Annotated in this window: 7 protein-coding genes; 1 reads left to right on the forward strand and 6 read right to left on the reverse strand. The window is 39.9% G+C overall.

Translation table 11 applies throughout. The features are described 5' to 3' along the window. Nucleotides 1–2,827 (reverse strand): Ig-like domain-containing protein (locus AS141_RS23785; protein ID WP_157243569.1); only part of this gene is annotated, 2,827 nt, incomplete at its 3' end. Next, the gene (locus AS141_RS23790) at nucleotides 2,731–8,664 is read right to left on the reverse strand and encodes a DUF7507 domain-containing protein (RefSeq protein WP_198293603.1); all 5,934 of its coding nucleotides are present in this window, start codon (nucleotides 8,662–8,664) and stop codon (nucleotides 2,731–2,733) included. The genes AS141_RS23790 and AS141_RS23785, both read right to left, overlap by 97 nt. Before the next feature lie 753 nt (nucleotides 8,665–9,417). Here AS141_RS23790 and AS141_RS23800 point away from each other — a divergent pair. Beyond that, nucleotides 9,418–10,146, forward strand: a complete 729-nt coding sequence (locus AS141_RS23800; protein WP_057940219.1) for a LytR/AlgR family response regulator transcription factor — start codon at nucleotides 9,418–9,420, stop codon at nucleotides 10,144–10,146. 69 nt (nucleotides 10,147–10,215) lie between these two features. On the opposite strand, the gene AS141_RS23805 is transcribed toward AS141_RS23800, so the two are convergent. The 4 genes from AS141_RS23805 to AS141_RS23820 form a co-directional block, all read right to left on the reverse strand. Further along, entirely contained in the window at nucleotides 10,216–11,352 is a 1,137-nt protein-coding gene (locus tag AS141_RS23805) for a hypothetical protein (protein WP_157243571.1), read from the reverse strand. Nucleotides 11,353–11,879: 527 nt separating this feature from the next. Then, nucleotides 11,880–12,422 (reverse strand): response regulator, encoded by a 543-nt coding sequence (locus AS141_RS23810; RefSeq protein WP_057940221.1) that lies wholly within the window; start codon nucleotides 12,420–12,422, stop codon nucleotides 11,880–11,882. A gap of 273 nt (nucleotides 12,423–12,695) precedes the next feature. Beyond that, the gene (locus AS141_RS23815) at nucleotides 12,696–14,978 is read right to left on the reverse strand and encodes a T9SS type A sorting domain-containing protein (protein ID WP_057940222.1); all 2,283 of its coding nucleotides are present in this window, start codon (nucleotides 14,976–14,978) and stop codon (nucleotides 12,696–12,698) included. Between the two features lie 314 nt (nucleotides 14,979–15,292). Further along, entirely contained in the window at nucleotides 15,293–17,665 is a 2,373-nt protein-coding gene (locus tag AS141_RS23820; protein WP_057940223.1) for a sensor histidine kinase, read from the reverse strand. Between the last annotated feature and the right edge of the window lie 71 nt (nucleotides 17,666–17,736).

The following is a 17,736-nucleotide window of genomic DNA, read 5'->3' on the forward strand; positions in this document are numbered from 1 at the left end:
CCGTAACAGTGAGTTCGGCGGCATCTCCTGCAGCATTCTCACAAACGCCGTCACCGCTTACGGTCACATAATAGGTAGTCGTTGTTGCAGGGGTTACGGTAAGATTCGTAATCAAAGTGGTCAACGCTTCGTCCTCATAGAACTTGAACACCGGGTTGGTTACCGTACTGCTGCTTGCAGTAAGCGTGGTGCTCTCCCCTTCACAGATATCAACATTAACAGGGTCGATATCCGCTTCTGTTGCCGGAGGCAGTACTGTCGCCGCAATTCGGGTACGGGTTGCGCTCTCACAGCCTGTGCCGCCCATCACTCCTACAAAGTATTCCACATCGGAATCCACAGCCTCAAGGATGATTTCGTTGCCTGTAATCTGGATGCCGTCTGTCACTATATTTCCTCCTGTTGCAGCGTCATAAACCGTGTAGGTCAGTCCGCCCGCAGCATTCGAGATTTCAAAGGTCACATCGATTGGGATGCCACATACCTCCATTTCGTCTTCTACAAACTCCGGTGCCTCCAGGCTGTTGGTAACCGTCACACTCACGGACTTGCCTGTTTCATTTTCACAGAAGCCGTCACCGCTTACCGTTACAAAATATTCGGTAGTCGAGTCTGCAGCAAGACCGCTCACGGTCAGTGAACCGTCGGCTCCTATCGTATAGGTAACCCCTGCTGTCGTTCCCGAAGTAATCGGGGAAGCCTTGGCAGCATCGAAGTACCAGGTAAATGTTGGGTTGGCAATATCGGTAGTAGGTGCAAGAACCACGTCCTCACCCTCACATTGGGTTACCGTTTCGTTGATGTTGATATCTGCATCAACGGCATTTGGATTTACAGTTACCACTACCTCAGCCGCTTCGCCTGCTGCATTCTCACAAACTCCGTCGCCGCTTACGGTCACATAATAGGTAGTCGTGGAACCTGGATTTACAGTTAGATCAAAAATCTCCATCGTCAGGTTCTCATCCTCAAAGAATCTGAATACCGGATCCGTCACCGTGCTGCTGCTGGCGGTTAGTTCAAAGGTATCCCCGGCACAGATCGTGCCGCCATCTGCTGTAATGTCCGCCGCCGTTGCCGCAGGATTAACCGTCACATCAACAGGGATTCTCACAGGATCCTCGCAGCCGTCCCGCAGTACCGCTATATAATAAGTTACTGTACCAGGCACCTCCAGTGCCGGGGTCGTGTAACTGTTTCCTTCTATCAACAAGGTGCCTCCCGTAGGCGCATCATACCATCTCAGGCTCGTGCCCGCAGATGGAGTAGCCTCAAGTATCGCTGTTCCTCCCTGGCAGGCTTCCGCATCTTCAGTGACCGCTGTAGGCGCAGGATAGTTGATCTCAGCCTGGTAGATTTGCCAGCCGCTTTCCAATAATCCCGCCAATGCACTATACGCAATCCTTACCCTGTCATATGAAGCTCCTGCGATAAACCTTACCTGCCCTTTGTCATCTCCTCCAAGTAAAGAAAGGCTTACTAAACTGTTGTCTACTTCACCGCCATCTCCATTTGCAGTAGATCCATTGTAGGATTCGAATGTAAGTCCACTCAAAATCCCTACGTCAAGCAGTGATCCGCCTGTTCCCAATGTAACCACAATAGTATCCCCTGCCTCACCAGTTTGTCCAAAAATCAATTCCTGCCATACGCCTCCTTCAAGTAATGACACAGGTGCAACCAATCTTGAATAGGTATCCACATTGCCGTCAACCGCATTGCCAGGGTTCTCAACTGAGCAGAATGCACAAACAGGCATTACCCCGTTACTCTGCGCATTCGCCACCGTACAGTCAGAATCATCCGTCACCGGAACCACCGTTACCGTAACCGCTGTAGTACCTATTGAAAGACAACCAGTGTCTGTATTTATTGTGCCTGCATAGTAAGTATATACACCTGCCGCAAGTACTCCAGTATTATAAGAGTCTCCTCTAACCAGTTCCACCATGCTTTCATTGTACCATACAATCTCAACGCCTGCAGGCTGTGGATCTACCGTCGCTGTCAATACCGTACCGAAGCCTTCTGAGATGATCACATCTGAACTCGTAGATGGAACCGCAGGAAGTTCATTTACCGTAACAGTGAGTTCGGCGGCATCTCCTGCAGCATTCTCACAAACGCCGTCACCGCTTACGGTCACATAATAGGTAGTCGTTGTTGCAGGGGTTACGGTAAGATTCGTAATCAAAGTGGTCAACGCTTCGTCCTCATAGAACTTGAACACCGGGTTGGTTACCGTACTGCTGCTTGCAGTAAGCGTGGTGCTCTCCCCTTCACAGATATCAACATTAACAGGGTCGATATCCGCTTCTGTTGCCGGAGGCAGTACTGTCGCCGCAATTCGGGTACGGGTTGCGCTCTCACAGCCTGTGCCGCCCATCACTCCTACAAAGTATTCCACATCGGAATCCACAGCCTCAAGGATGATTTCGTTGCCTGTAATCTGGATGCCGTCTGTCACTATATTTCCTCCTGTTGCAGCGTCATAAACCGTGTAGGTCAGTCCGCCCGCAGCATTCGAGATTTCAAAGGTCACATCGATTGGGATGCCACATACCTCCATTTCGTCTTCTACAAACTCCGGTGCCTCCAGGCTGTTGGTAACCGTCACACTCACGGACTTGCCTGTTTCATTTTCACAGAAGCCGTCACCGCTTACCGTTACAAAATATTCGGTAGTCGAGTCTGCAGCAAGACCGCTCACGGTCAGTGAACCGTCGGCTCCTATCGTATAGGTAACCCCTGCTGTCGTTCCCGAAGTAATCGGGGAAGCCTTGGCAGCACTGTAACAGAAGTAGAAGCTGCAGGAGTAGTGAAGCAATAACCATCAGCCGACACAGTAACATAGTATGTCGTAGATTCTGTTGGGAACACCTCATATTCAGCCCCCTCAAAAACGGATCCTGTCAGGTCTTCATTGGTGTACCATCTGAACACGGGATCTGAAATCGAAACACCAACCAATGAAGCGGTAAGCATTGTACTTTCTCCTTCACAAATAGCATCTTGATCTGCTGTCAACTCAATGTTTCCTGCATCAAGTGCGGTACAATCCGTAAGCATAGTATGCTGTGCAGTTTCAGATGCACTGTCTCCTGCCTCATCCGTATAAAATGCCTCTGCATTGTTTATGATTGGATCTGAACCAGTCACTGCATCCACCTGAACAGTAAATGTGAATTCTTCCTCGACACCAACTGCCAAAGATGAAATATCAAAAGTCAATGTGCCTGCTCCAACAGTTCCTCCTCCATTATCTACTACGGTGGTATTTGCAGGAATCTGATCCACTACTGAGATATCAGTAAGTGTTTTGTTCCCGGTATTGGTAACTGTCAATGTATAGGTGATGATATCTCCGACTATGGCTTTTCCATCACTCTCTGCATTGTTGCTCAGTCCTATTTTATCAAAGTCAATCGCATGTTCTGGAGTAACATCGACTACAGTTCCTGGTTCAGCGGCTGTATCAGGCTCAGTAGGATTGGTATTATCCACAGGAGGATAAGATTCAATTCCTATAGGTAAGTCAGAAGAGCTAAGAATTGCAATATTTCTGATCTCATCTATTCCAGTCAGATCTGAATCCACGGTTGCGGTAAATGAGCTAACAGAGGATGTCTCGCCAACTGCCACTCCTGCTACAGCGAATGTTACCGTATTCCCGGCTAAAGTTCCACCGGAAACGTATGTCACTCCTACTGGTAGCTCGTCATTAATGACCAGATCCGTCAGGTCTTGATTTCCTGTGTTTCTTACAAAAATTGTATAAACCAAAGTCTCTCCACCACTTACAGCGGTCAATGTTGCATCTCCGTCAACGGTAACTGATTTCCAGATCTCTGCTGAGAAAATAGGATCTACTGGAATATCCGTTCCTGTATCACCACTTTCGTCAGGATCTGTAGGATTTTCATTATCCAATGGAGGGAATGTCTCAGTTCCTGGATCTTCAGGAAGCGATTTAACCAAGGCTACATTGGAAACAAATTCAACATCTGTCAGATTTCCTTCAACCAACACACTGAAACTTACAGTCTCGGTAGCTCCAGGAGCAATGTCAAGGTTGCCAAAAGTAACAACGCCGGCATTAAGCACTCCACCACTTCCATCTACATAAGTAGTATGGGCAGGAATAGCATCCGTAACGAGATAGTCTGTCATCGTTACAGTTCCTGTATTTCTTACATGGATTGTATATTCTACTGTCTCGCCGCCTGATACCGAAGTCAATGCAGGATCCCCATCGATGACGTAGCTTTTCCAGCTTTGGAAATCAGGAGTCTCACAATCCTGCAAGATGTAAAACAATCTAATAGAAGGATTCACTGAAACACCGGCTAAGGATCTATATCGAATAGCTATTTCATCAACAGCCACGCCTAAAGAAACTCTGATTTCTTCATTCGTACCATTGTTAAAAAGATCTACCAAGTTGATATTTCCAATAACCGCGTTTTCCAATGTCTCATCATAGACTTCTTCTCCCTCCAGATACCCTACTACATCTATTCTTCCAATTAAACCTAAATCAAGAGTACCTGATCCTATACCAAGTTTGATTTTGAATGAACCGTCTGCAGGAATTGTTTGTCTGAACTGAACATTCTGCTGTATAGAACCTGCTACAGACAATGCACCCAGACTTATTTCCGAGTAATCATCATTATTGTTGTCGTCAAGTACTCTCTCCGGATTGGTTACACCATAGTTACCTAGGGAACCAACTCCCAAAGTCAATCCCGATCCATCAAAGGAGGTAGTAAATCCTGTAGCACAGGCTTCGGCTCCAGCATCGTAGCATAGGCCATAAATATTTATGCTGCTATCCTCTCCCAATAATGAACCATCGGTATGATCTTCTATTCTGATGCTATTGTAGTCAGCATCTGGAGTTATGGCTAAATAATATCTCCCCTGCGCATCCTGAACAATTTTTATCTGATCAATACTACCCGCGAAGCTGTTATCACTACTGGCAGTAAGAATTGGATTTCCTCCTGTGTCATTTACCGAAACGGTGAAATAATGGTCTCCAAGTACGATGTTATCCAATAGGTCACTTAATATCCCTCCTACACTTCCACCTAATAATGCATCCAGCAAGCCAACTTCTGCATCTATTCTCATATAAGACGTGGTCCCCGCAGGAACAATTACCCCGTCACCAAATCCTAAAGTTACATGTCCCGAAAATGCACCAGCTCCAGTTCCAAGTAGCCCAGCACTTGAGTTAATGGTCGCAAAGCTGTTGAAATTACCATCAAATAAATTTGAAAGATTATCTGCAAACGCTGCATCTATCAATTCCTCAGCACATACTGGACTCAAATATGGTGGTTCTGCAACATCAGGATCCGGACAGTTATCTGAGATTCTGGAAACTCCATATAGTCTGATTGGGGCACTTGTATTGATAGCAACTAGCGCATCAAGTCCAAAGCTTACCCGATCATACACCACTCCCGGCTCAATCAATAATTCCTGAATACCTCCGGAATTAAGCAGTCCCAATAAATCTATGTTATTAATCAGTGCATTCTGAAGGGTTTCATTATAAACTTCCTGATTACCGTTGTAGAGAATCACACGATAAGAGCCGGCCAAATCAAGATTTAAGATTCCTGGCTGATCCAATTGAACTCTAAGACGTAAAGCGTCAGTTGTTTGAGACTTTGTTTTAAAGTAAATATTCTGATATACAGAGGCTCCTACTCCGGCTACACCTAGGTTGATGGTAGAATAGTTTGAAGTATTCCCATCGATCGCATTCTGTGGATTAAATACTCCTCCTTTAGTGATATCCACCAAATCCAAGGCAATTCCTTCTCCATCAAAATCAGTAAAGGTAGCCTGCTCGCAAAGGTTAAACTCCGTTTCTCTACACATGCTATATACCTGCATGGTTGCGGTATTTTCCAATCCGATCAATGCAGTCAAGAAATGATCAATTCTTACAGACTGATAAGCCTGATCGGCAGTGAAAGCAATATAGAATCTACCGGAAGCATCCTGTACTACACGTACATCCTGATTCCCAAAACCGTTTTGGCTGCTGGCGGTATAAAGGTCTGTTCCACCGGCTGTTTTAGGAGTTACAGAGAAATAATGATCACCAAGTGCCACCGTCCCGAGCAAATCTGCCAAAGCAGAACCCAAGTTTCCACCAAGTAAAGCATTCAGTTCATCATTTTCGAATTCTATCCGCACATAGGAAGTTTCACCCGCCGCTACCGGAGCTGCGTATCTCAATTCTATATGACTGCTGTACGCTCCCAATCCCAAGGTCGTACCTGCACTTGCAGATAATGTTGCATAGGTATCGTTATGTCCGTCAATCGCATTCAGCGGGAAGTTGGTATTTTCCCAGCTTACTACTTCTCCGGCGCAATCAGAAACATTAAATGGTGGATCCGTTTCCGCAGGAGGAGTCAATTCAGGATCAGGGCAAGCTGCACTGAAACGCTCTATACTAAATACACGTACCGGATTCTCAGCTAGATTTAAACTTATTATTGACTCTATCCCAACTGCAACTCTATCGAAGGCAAGTCCCGGTCCAAATGGCAGATTAAGCGTTCCTCCACTTTGAAGTAAGCCCAGTAAATCCAGACCGGAGATCAAACCATCCCTTAGTTCTTGGGAGAATACTTCAGTCTCTCCATCAAATGCTTTGATCACTATACTGCCAAGCACTTCTGCAGTCAGTGTGTTTTCTTCTTCCATTGCCAGTTTCACTCTGAAATGATCCTGCGGAGCAGAAAGCGAATGGAAATCTACAAACTGGTAGATGCTTGCCCCTACTCCCGCAGCTCCAATGCTAATCTTGGATGCGGTGAGTGGATCCCCGTCAATTGCAAATCCTGCATCAGATACTCCTACTTCTCCAAGTTCTAGAATATCGAGGCTAATGCCTGTTGACTCAGAATAAGTCGAAAATGCCTGCTCGCATTCTTCAAAACCGGTAGAGCTACATACATGGTAGACGTTCATGCTACGCACTTCGCCCAATCCCAGTAATGCATTAAGAGATTCTGTAATACGGATACTTGTATAAGGGCTTTCAGGAGTTATCGCTACATAATAATGGTTGTTCTTGTCCTGAACTATCTTAACTGGCTGATTGAAAAAGCCGTTATTGCTTGAACTTTCAAAAACTTGCGATCCGTTGTTTTTCACCTCGACGGTGAAATAATGATTACCAAAGAGAACGTTATCCACCGCTCCACCTAACAATTGTCCTACTGTGCCATCGATTAACCCCAACAATACTTCCTCGTCAAAATCAATCCTCACATAGGAAGTAGTCCCTGCACTTCTAGCATCAAATCCCAATTCTACAAAACCTTCATATCCTCCTACTCCATTACTAGCACTTAAGGTTGTATAGGTGTCATTGTAGCCATCTATTGTATTAAAAGGGAAATTTGCATTTTCAAAAGAGATTAATGTTGCTTCGCAATCACTATTGCTCAACATCGGGTCAGTGGCTGTTGGCAAAGGAATAGGATCAGGATCAGGACAAAGGTCACCAAATCGTTGCACATCATAAACCCTAATCGGCGAATTAGAAAGTGCGCTAAGTGAGACTAAAGAATTGTATCCTACTGTAATTCGATCAAAGGAAACGCCCGGACCAAAAGGAATCGTAACTGCTTCTCCACTTTGAAGTAAGCTCAGAAGATCAAGACCTGTTACTAATCCACCCTGCAGCTTTTGGGTATAAACCAGCTGTGTGCCATTATAAGCACGTACTTCAATACCTCCAATCAAATCAGCTGTCAACACGCCACTATTTGCTACAGCAAGTTTAACTTTAAAGTAATCCTGAGGTATTGAAGGAGATCCGAAGTAGACAGACTGGTACATTGAAGCACCAACACCCAACGTTCCGATACTAATTTCTGAATAAGAATTCTGATCTGCATCAATTGCATTTTCAGCATCGCTGACACCAGATCCGGCTAAATCAAGAGAAATCCCCTCTCCATCAAAAGAGGTAAATCTGAATTCCCCGCAAGGATCTTCACCATCTATATAGAAAGCATTATATACATCTAAATTAAACTCTGCTCCTGCTCCCAGAAGAGAAAAGATAGATGTGTTGGTAACGCGAAGGCGGTCATAGGTTGCATTTGGTCGAATAGCTATGTAATAATTTCCATTGCCATCAACCTTTAATTTCACTCTATCTGTGTCAAAACCTTGGGCGCTTGTGCGTGACAATACGGGAGAAGCCCCGTTTCTTGCCTCTATTCCAATTACCTGATGCCCTCCGACAACTGTTCCCAACACATCGGTAAGCAACTCACCGAGACTTCCTCCCAATAAAGCATCTAAAAGTCCTGTATCACCGTTCAGTCTAACATAAGACCAAGTGTCTGTAGGAAGTGCAGAAGGAAACTTCAATTCAATTACCCCATCATAATCACCAATTGTCGCCAAGGTCCCGGGGCTTGCCAATAACCGGGCATACTGCTCGTCATCACTTAAAGCATTATTTGCATCAATCACTGTAGGCTCACAAGGAGGTTGCAACAAACCTCCACATGCAGATTGCTGGTTACCACTGGTGAAGGTGACTTCATTGGCTAAGATTTTCGTCTGTCCATGGGATTCTATCCCTATGCCCAGTATCAAAAGCACTAAAAAAAGCATTTTGAAACGCCGGCTTTTTGTAATTAGTAAACTATTCATCATCATATAATTATGAGGCAAAATTGAAATTCAAATCCAATATTTAATGAATTCAAGCACTAATAAAAAGAGCCTTAATAAGCTCCACATTACCAAATCAAGAATCCAAAAAAACCAAAATAAAATCTAAGGAAACATCCAAATAATCCTTCGAAAAAGGATAGTCTACTACCTGTGTAGCTGTAAAAAAATACAAATAGCACTTCTCAGAACCCCAAAACCTGGAATGAAAAATGCACTATATTTTTTCGTAAATATGCTCTTTGAAGTAGTTAAAAATATCCTCAAAACAAAAATAACGCATTATGAGAGCATAAAATATGAATATCCTACATCTGTAATTAAACAGTAGTATAGTGTTACCCAATGTAGTCTGAGTGTAATCTAAACTAAACTAGAATTTCAAGTAAACAAGAGCTAAAAAGTGATTGAGGGATGTTCTAAAGCAAAACTGCTATATCAAAAAATAAGAGTGAGAGTTAAAAATTTAAATTTTATAAACCCATCACCCATTTTACAGAAAATATCATGCCAACTAGAGAGAATTCCAAATAAAATATCACTACAAAAAAAAATTATTGGAATCACAGAATGTATAAAAATAATGACTAAACTGGGCAAAAATACACCCCATCAGAGAAACGCTAGGAATAAACTGTTTTAATAATATAGGAAATAGTAAATTAGCCCTGAAAAAAATACAATTAATCCGAGATGAAAACAAAAATACTCCTATTGGAAGATAATTATAGTATATCGGAAAATGTAGATGAGGTTCTAACAATTCATGGCTACGAATTAACAGCCATCCTAAGCCAAGCAGAATCAGCTATGAAGGTGATTCTCGAAAACAAACCCGATTTAATCCTTGTTGATATAAAACTCAAAGGAAATAAGAATGGGATAGAATTATCCGAAGAAATCAGGAGAACCACAGATATACCGATTGTATTTTTAACTTCCTCGGTCGGGAAAGATATAATCAAAAGAGTTGAACACCTGAAGCCTGATGGATTCATAACAAAGCCTTTTACTATGGAAGGACTTATAACGAGTGTTGAATTGGCTCTCGCTAATTCAAAAAAAAATAGGAATAATTATAATTTAGAGCAGCCTGTTTACGAAAAACCAGTTTTATTCATTAGAGAAAATGGTTGGCTACGAAAAATAATAATTGATGAGATAGATTGGATCAAGGCGGAAGGAACCTACACTCATCTTAATGTTAACAATAAACAATACACCTTGAGAAATACCGTCAAGGAGTTAATGAAAAAACTACCCATTGACCAATTTGCCCGTGTACATAAATCCTACATTGTTAATCTTAAAAATGTGGAAGCTATCAATTCAACTGGTGTAAAAATAAATAATACTGAGATTCCCGTAGGAAAGCAATACTATCAGGATTTTATGAAGAAAATCAATAAAATATCTGACTAAGACCTATCCGGAATTAACATCAACCTTATTATTCCTTATAAGAGGCATTGATAAACAAATATATCAATTTCACTTTTCTAGGGTTCTTTCAGAAAAAACTTCAATCTTCCCGTCTAACTCTTTGATTTCAGTGTCGATTAAAGAAAAAATCTCAAAAGTTGACAAACGAGAATCAAAAATACCCTTTTCGTTATTGACCAAATTCATCAAACCACGAATATTTGCCACAGGCTTTCTAAATACATGAGAAACTATCCATGGGGTACTTTTCTTAATCCAATCATTTTTAAGAGAATTAACGAAATCGCCTGTGACATCACTTAAATAGATGAGATGATTATTTGCAATGACATGGTGATCAATTTTTTTGAATGAGATTTCAAACACATAGTAAACTGACTCATTATTCAGTTGAAGAATGATCTTTTTTGAAATATCTTCAAAAACAGAGGTCAAATCATTCCTTAAAATATTAAAAACCAGTATCATACTATCTCTATCAACTGCATTCTTAAGAAATAATACAAGTTCCAAATACGTGTATTGCTTTTTAGTAAAAATTAGGAAACGCTCTAAAAATCTATCATTAAATATTACCTGTTTCTTAAGAATATCAATTTCTAAGAAATATGAATTTGGTACTCCATTTAATCTCTTGAAATTTTCAAATGAGTTCATAAGTGAATTTTTCATTTGAAAAAATTTCGAAACATTTAATCCAAATACAATCCCTCCTTTTGTAACAGTATTATCATGAATTGGATAACACATAAATTGAAAATTATCATTTCTTATTTTTTCCTCAGATATCAGCACTTCATTATCCTTTACAGAATTGTTCCAAGAAGAATTAGATTTCAAAAATTTTGAAACAGTATCCAAAAATTTAGACCCCTCCTTAAAATTAAAGATGGAATTAGTGTCTGGGTAATAGTTTTTAAAAATTCTATTTCCATATGAAATAGAACCCTTATCGTCAAATATAAAAACGATAGAGTTGATCTTGTCAAAGATTGAATTAAAATTCTCATTTTTAAAATTCAGAAACATGAAATTTTCTCTAAAAATAATCAAAGAAAAAAATGAAAAACCAGATAGTAGTATAGTTGCCCCTGGGATTTCAAACCCATGAGAAAACGGGAAATATATTTGAAAAACCAATTCGTACGCCAAAGGAATTAGTAGTCCTATAAAAAACAATTTCAATTTTTTAAAATTGGTCTCATCTACTAACAGAGCATACCCAACTATACAAATTGATACGGTTATACCAAGCCCGATCCAGATCCGTATTAATTTATCCAAGGATCCTTCCCTAAAACCTAAAACTAATCCAAAAGTCTCTGATTCAAGAAAAATCCTTGGTATTGGAAATGTTATATAGGATATAAATAAAAATAAGCTAATTATAAAAAACAGGAACCTTATCCAAAAAAAATACTTGATTACCACCAATTTTGTTTCGTATACAGCATCTAAGAGAAACGCTCCTAATGCTATCCAAAAAAAAGACAGATATAGATCTACCTGATTTATCACCTCAATAGAAATCGACAGTCTTAAGAGAAGATACTCTACCTGGCACAATAGCAATACAACGTTAAACACAAGGATTTTTTTCTCAAACGAAGTCCCTAACCCCTTAACAATTAATATGGCAATAGTCACCACGTTAATTAGAATGCTGAAAAAGGTTAGGTATGCTAGTAGTGTCACGTAAATAGGTAATCCCCTTAGCGTTTAGTAATTGTTCTGGGGGTATTTGTTGGTGAAAAATTATAAAAGCAATCTACTACCTGCTTTGCTTTGGTAATTTCCAATGGTTTTGAAATGTAACAATCCACCCTAGGCTCGGTCAATGACATAGAAATATCATCTTGATCTATTGAGGAAGAATGCATAATCACCCGTATTCGTTTTTCAGGGTCATAAGTATTTAATCGTTCTAAAAATTCAAAGCCATTAATCTGCGGCATATTTATATCCAGAAGAACCTTCAAGGTGCTTCCTCTAGTTTTATCATCTTGAATTAAACGTTCAATGTGTGCCAACCCTTCCTGTGGATACTTAAATGAAGTGAGCTTGATTTTTTTCTCTGAAGCAAATAATTTCTCTAATAAAAACCGGGACAACAGAAGAGAAACCGGATCGTCATCAACTAATATTATCTCTGTATCCATTATTCTATCACCTCCTGCACTATCATTTGTTTGATTGACACCTCTCCTTGTTCCTTTTCCATTATTAAAAATACTATCAAATGGACCTATGTGCAAGCCAAGAAAAAAAGGGTAACTGACAAATAATTTTCACATACCTGTTTTTTTACTTTCACATACGTGAAAATATATTTTGATATTTTTAAAAATAATGATTAAAAGTAATGACATAACATTACTGTTCAATTGAGTAACAAATCTTACACTAGCCATAACAAAAAAAAGACTAGCGACTCATATAATTTCGAGACTTAAAATCTGTGTTCATGCCATCCTATAAACAGCTGATAAAAACTACATTTCTCCACTAATTGGGGCAGCAATTCCACATCAGCCATCGTTTTGCTTTATGACCCGATATGCCTTACTCCCTCTGGATGTTTCCATCCTGAGAATATAAATTCCCTCAGGCAAATTACTAAGATCTCTAAATTCTATTAGTTCTCCATAGGAAAGCCTGTCCATCCGAAGCTGTCGAATGACTACACCATTTGTATTCAGAAGAGAAGCTACCACCGGCACATCCAAATCAAGGGTAGATTCCACAGTAAAGTTTTCTACAAAGGAATTTGGAAATACCAAAAAAACCGGAAGATCAAAACTATCGATTTCGGCCATCCGTACCTCGCTATAAAAATCGGAACCCTCAGTCCCCTTGATAATAAAAAGCCTATAGTAATTACGGCCTGGCAGCGGGTGTTGATCTGTAAACTCCATAGGGATTTTCTCCATACCTGTATCAATAGGCAAACTGCCGATGGCAGTAAATTCAAGATTTGAAGAAGCCCGCTGGATCATGACAGATCCCTCAAGCTGCTCATTACTCAGTTCCCAAACTAACTTCACCTGTCTCCCCTCTTTTGCCTGAACATTAAATGTATGGACCATAGAAGGTAGGATAATAAAGTTATACAGCAAAAAGTCCTTTATTGCTTTACATTCTGAAGATGATTCGTATTCAAGTGATAACTCATAGCCCTCTACAGCAGCAGTAGTATTGCTTATGGTTAGCCGTCCATTTTCATCCACTTCAAAAGTACCTCCATCAGTCTCAAGACCATCCAACTGAACCCCCTCTTTATACCATGTAAATGTTCCTGTTCCTAAAAATGGTGCAGCGATATTAGGATCTATAACAACGTCCGAGCCTACAGGATAGCTAATCTTATTACCTTCACCCATAGTACCTCCCTGAGGATATATTGATATGTCATCTTCCTGAGGAAGCGGATTAACTATAACTTGTATTGAGCTCAATTTAGTTTGATTAATACATCCTGAACGTTGGGTTCCAAGTCTGAACTGGTGAATTCCCGGCGATAGGTTTTGGGAAATTGTATAATCAGAGACATTTCCTGATAGTAAGTCTCCATTTTCATCATACCAAAAAAATTGATCACCAAGTTCAACAGCTGAAGGCTCAAAAGTCAACTGCTCTCCTTCACATATAATCAAAGACTTTCCATCTGATTCTAAAATGGAAGGTGAAGTCAATGTCCTTGAGATTTCATATACTTCTAAATTATTAAGAGCACTTAACAACCCTTGACCTAAAGAGACTTCAATCCGATTAAAAACAGCCGATGCAGGGTAAGTCAATTCATACTTGTTTCCAGCTCCTCCTAATAAGGTAAGACGTAGAAATGATGCATCTAAAGCCAAGGGTTGAGCTAGTGAACGATCATTGTAAGTAGTGATAGCTAAATTTTGAGAAATTAAGTTAGCATCTAACAATCCTCCTGCCGGATTTCTAAGAACAACTCTTATCGAATCTCCAGCCCTACTAAGGTCATCAAAAAGTGCTGTCACATGAGTTTTATCTGACAAAAGAGAAACATTTGACCTCAAGTTTGCGTAAGTACCCGCATTACCATCAATAGCGAGATCTGAATCCTCCACAGGATTCAGTCCTCCGACCAGAGGAGCTGTGCTCCCGTAAATCACATCTTTCACACCTTCGCAATTAACTGAGCCTGCTGTAGTCAAGTAATATGCAGCATAAACTCTAAAATATCCACCCAGGCTCAGTAATGAAGAAAAATTAATTCTTATTCGATTAAAATCTGGTCCAGTGATAGCTGGATTTAAAACAATTTCCTGCACATTATCTCCTCCCAAAACACTCAGTAAATCAGAAGCAGGATATTGGGGACTAACTGATATCGTATTTCTATATGCTCGAAAATTTATGTTACTAAGAAGACCAGCCAACCCAGGCGCATAACCTACCTTGATTCTAATAGTTGTACCGGCAGGTATTGGATTAGTAAAACTTAGTTCTAAATACCTTGACCCTAATAGTAACGGGAGGTTAATTTGGGCGTAGTTTTGAAGGTTGTTCCCAATTGCATCTTCAGGATTATCTATCACAATAGGATTACAGGTCAAACCATTTAAAATATTACATAATTCTCTCGCACTATTTGAAGCATAAACCCTAGTCGTTTGCCCTGACACCTTACCAAAACCTCCTCCAAAAAACAAAGTCCCGAATAAACACAGTGCTATAAAAGCAGCTTTCAAAAACAGCTTCTTTAGAAAGATCTTGCGAGGCTTTTCAAGAGCCCCCTGCCATCTCCCAACGCGAAATTTCTCTGCTCTAAGTAGCATCATCCTTGACCCTTGTATTTGCTTTAAGGCACTTGGCCTTATAGTAAAATACAAAAATACAGCAGGCTAAAAGCATATTATTGTATAGCACTTAAACGAATCAAAAAACCGCTAGTACAAATACATTTTCAAATAACTAAAATACATTTATACTGTTTTAAAAAAATATATCAAGAAAGATAAATACATTAAAACAACATATTTAGATCTTTTGATAACAAAATACTACTTTTAAATTACGTTTATTGATATATTTGAATCAAAACCAGTAAAAGCTTCACATCCTCAATAACGTCAACAGAATTCCCACCAAACAATCAATCGAAACCGTCGGAAGTATGATCTCCCTGAAAGGTAACAACTACAATAGTCCCTTTATTCAGTTTGGAATATATCGCAACCTTTCCTCCGTGCATCTCCACAAAATTCTTCACTGCTACTAACCCAAAACCTGTACCTTCTATTCCATTTACATTTGACCCTCTAAAAAACGGCGTAAATACATACGGTAACTCTTCCTCTGCTATCCCTAATCCAAAATCTCTCACTTCAATTCCAAAGGTGTCAGTGGTTTGGAACAACCGGACAACAGGTTTTCTGATATTCCCACCGTATTTCAAAGCATTGCCTACTAAGTTGATTATACTGGTTTCAATTAAAAACTTATCCCATTCCACAGTAAAATCACCTTCAATCTCCGAAATATATTCGACCTCATTAAGATAGCCCTGGGTTCGCAATGCGCTTTCTACAAAATGACCTAGATAGACTACCTCCTTCTTCAACGCATAATTATTATTCACAAAGCGCTCATAATCAAGAGAATGAATTACCAACTTATGAAGATTTTCCAGTTCTCGCTCAATTTTTCCATAGTGTGTTTTCATCTTGGCGGTTCCAAAACTATCAGGTAAATTCTCCAGGTAATACTTAGAAAGCTCCATACTGGAGATGATGGTCGCCAAGGGAGTTTTGAATTCATGAGAGACAATATTCATAAAATCAGAGACAAATGAACTGAACTGTTTCTCTTTCTTGAGCGATTTGACTAGTTGTTGCTCAAAATCCATCTGGGATGAAACATCCCTTATTACTGCAATTACCTTTTGATTGCTTTCTTCATGTAGGATATTGACATTGGATTCCACCCAATAACCACCATTCTTTTTACTGTTTAATTTAAGCCGGGATCTGTATCGGTCTTCGGTTAGCTGGAATTCGGAGGTGATCGTCTTTTTCAACAGGGTACTGATCTTGCTTTGAATTTCCTCAGGTCTAATCCCCTCATCAAAAAACTGAGAGGCTGCAGGGGAAATAAATTCAAAATCAGAAATGCCGTCCATAACCACTATCAAATCGGGACTATGGTCTGCCACCTTCGCCAGTATTTTGGCTTTTACTACAGACTCTTTCTCAAATCGTATTTTATTCTGTTCTGATTTAAATGCTTCGATAATTACTGAATAGGTAGAAATAAAAGGTTTCAAGTCGGAAATGTCCTGATCCGTGAAGCCACTGGTTTTATTTCCCAACCCAATCAAGCCAATAACTTCGGTCCCTTTGAAAATGGGAACACCCAGGAAATTATCAACTGAGGGGTGTCCAGGGACATTCTTTCCTTTCGTATGAGGATTTGATCTGGGGTTATTTTCCAGAATGATTTTAGATTCCACAATACAGGCACCAAATAGATTATCCAAATGACGGAACAAAAAATTATCTTTAATATGATTGTGGTACAACTTTCTTGCAGCTTCTCCTTGATGGGAGAAATCAGTAGCCGCATGAATCTTCAAAACTTGTTTTCCTTCAGAATTGAGATTTACCTTCCCCACAAATCCAAGTTTGGCATCTATTACCTTTAGGATATTAGCCAATAATAAATCATATGGATTAGCCCCTTCGGATTGGGACAAAAAATGATTTTGTACCTCTACTACTCTGGACAGCAATTCATTTGTTCGTGTCAGCTTTTCTTCTGTAGTTTTCTGAATTGAGATATTCTTAAAACTGCAAAAAATCAACACATCTTGCTCCGGGATGGTTTTATACAAACTCAGCTCAAACCACGTTCCTTCCTCTTTTCCTGAATAAAGCTTGGTCTCAATGGAAAAGGTAGAGGAACTCGCATCTAATACCCAGTCAATCACTGCATTGAATTCTCGTTTGTCCACAAAAAAATCTTTTATGACAAAACCTGTAACCAATTCCGAAGCAGGTTGACCCAGAAGTGAGGTAGCAGCAGCATTCACCACTATTGCACGCGTAAGCCCCTTATCAAACAGAATAGCGGGGTTATCCATTTTCTCTATGACCTCTACCAGTGCAGGGTATGAGACCTCAAAAATATTTTTTCTTACCAAGAAATTGAGTACCGTGTGAAAGCTATTACTTTCATGATTGACCCAACTCAACTCATTTATCTGGAATTTCACCCCTTTCCAATGCAGGGTATAGTTAAAAAACTGTTCTCCTTTTTTATGAAAATTTCTAGATATAATGTAATTTTGATCAAGGGAACTAGCTAAAGTAAATTTTTCGAACTCATCTAGGGATTTTACTATAGAAGTAAACTCTTTGCCAAAATGTTTTTCAAGGCGATTACTGACTTTGAGGAGTCTTCTTGACCCTAAATCGAAAACTAAATCCTCATTTTTAAAAACTGTAATTTGTGATTCGTTCTCACTCATTTTCTTTATTATCTTTTGGCAGCAAAGTCTTAAGTAAAACCCAATATTTAATATATTTTGTTTAAAAAATT

The organism is Algoriphagus resistens (assembly GCF_001442615.1).
Taxonomy (GTDB): domain Bacteria; phylum Bacteroidota; class Bacteroidia; order Cytophagales; family Cyclobacteriaceae; genus Algoriphagus; species Algoriphagus resistens.

Bases quoted from the DNA above. Each gene is read 5' to 3' on its own strand.
- AS141_RS23790 (WP_198293603.1), bottom strand. From the start codon at position 8,664: ATGCTTTTTTTAGTGCTTTTGATACTGGGCATAGGGATAGAATCCCAT.
- AS141_RS23800 (WP_057940219.1), top strand. From the start codon at position 9,418: ATGAAAACAAAAATACTCCTATTGGAAGATAATTATAGTATATCGGAA.
- AS141_RS23815 (WP_057940222.1), bottom strand. From the start codon at position 14,978: ATGATGCTACTTAGAGCAGAGAAATTTCGCGTTGGGAGATGGCAGGGG.
- AS141_RS23820 (WP_057940223.1), bottom strand. From the start codon at position 17,665: ATGAGTGAGAACGAATCACAAATTACAGTTTTTAAAAATGAGGATTTA.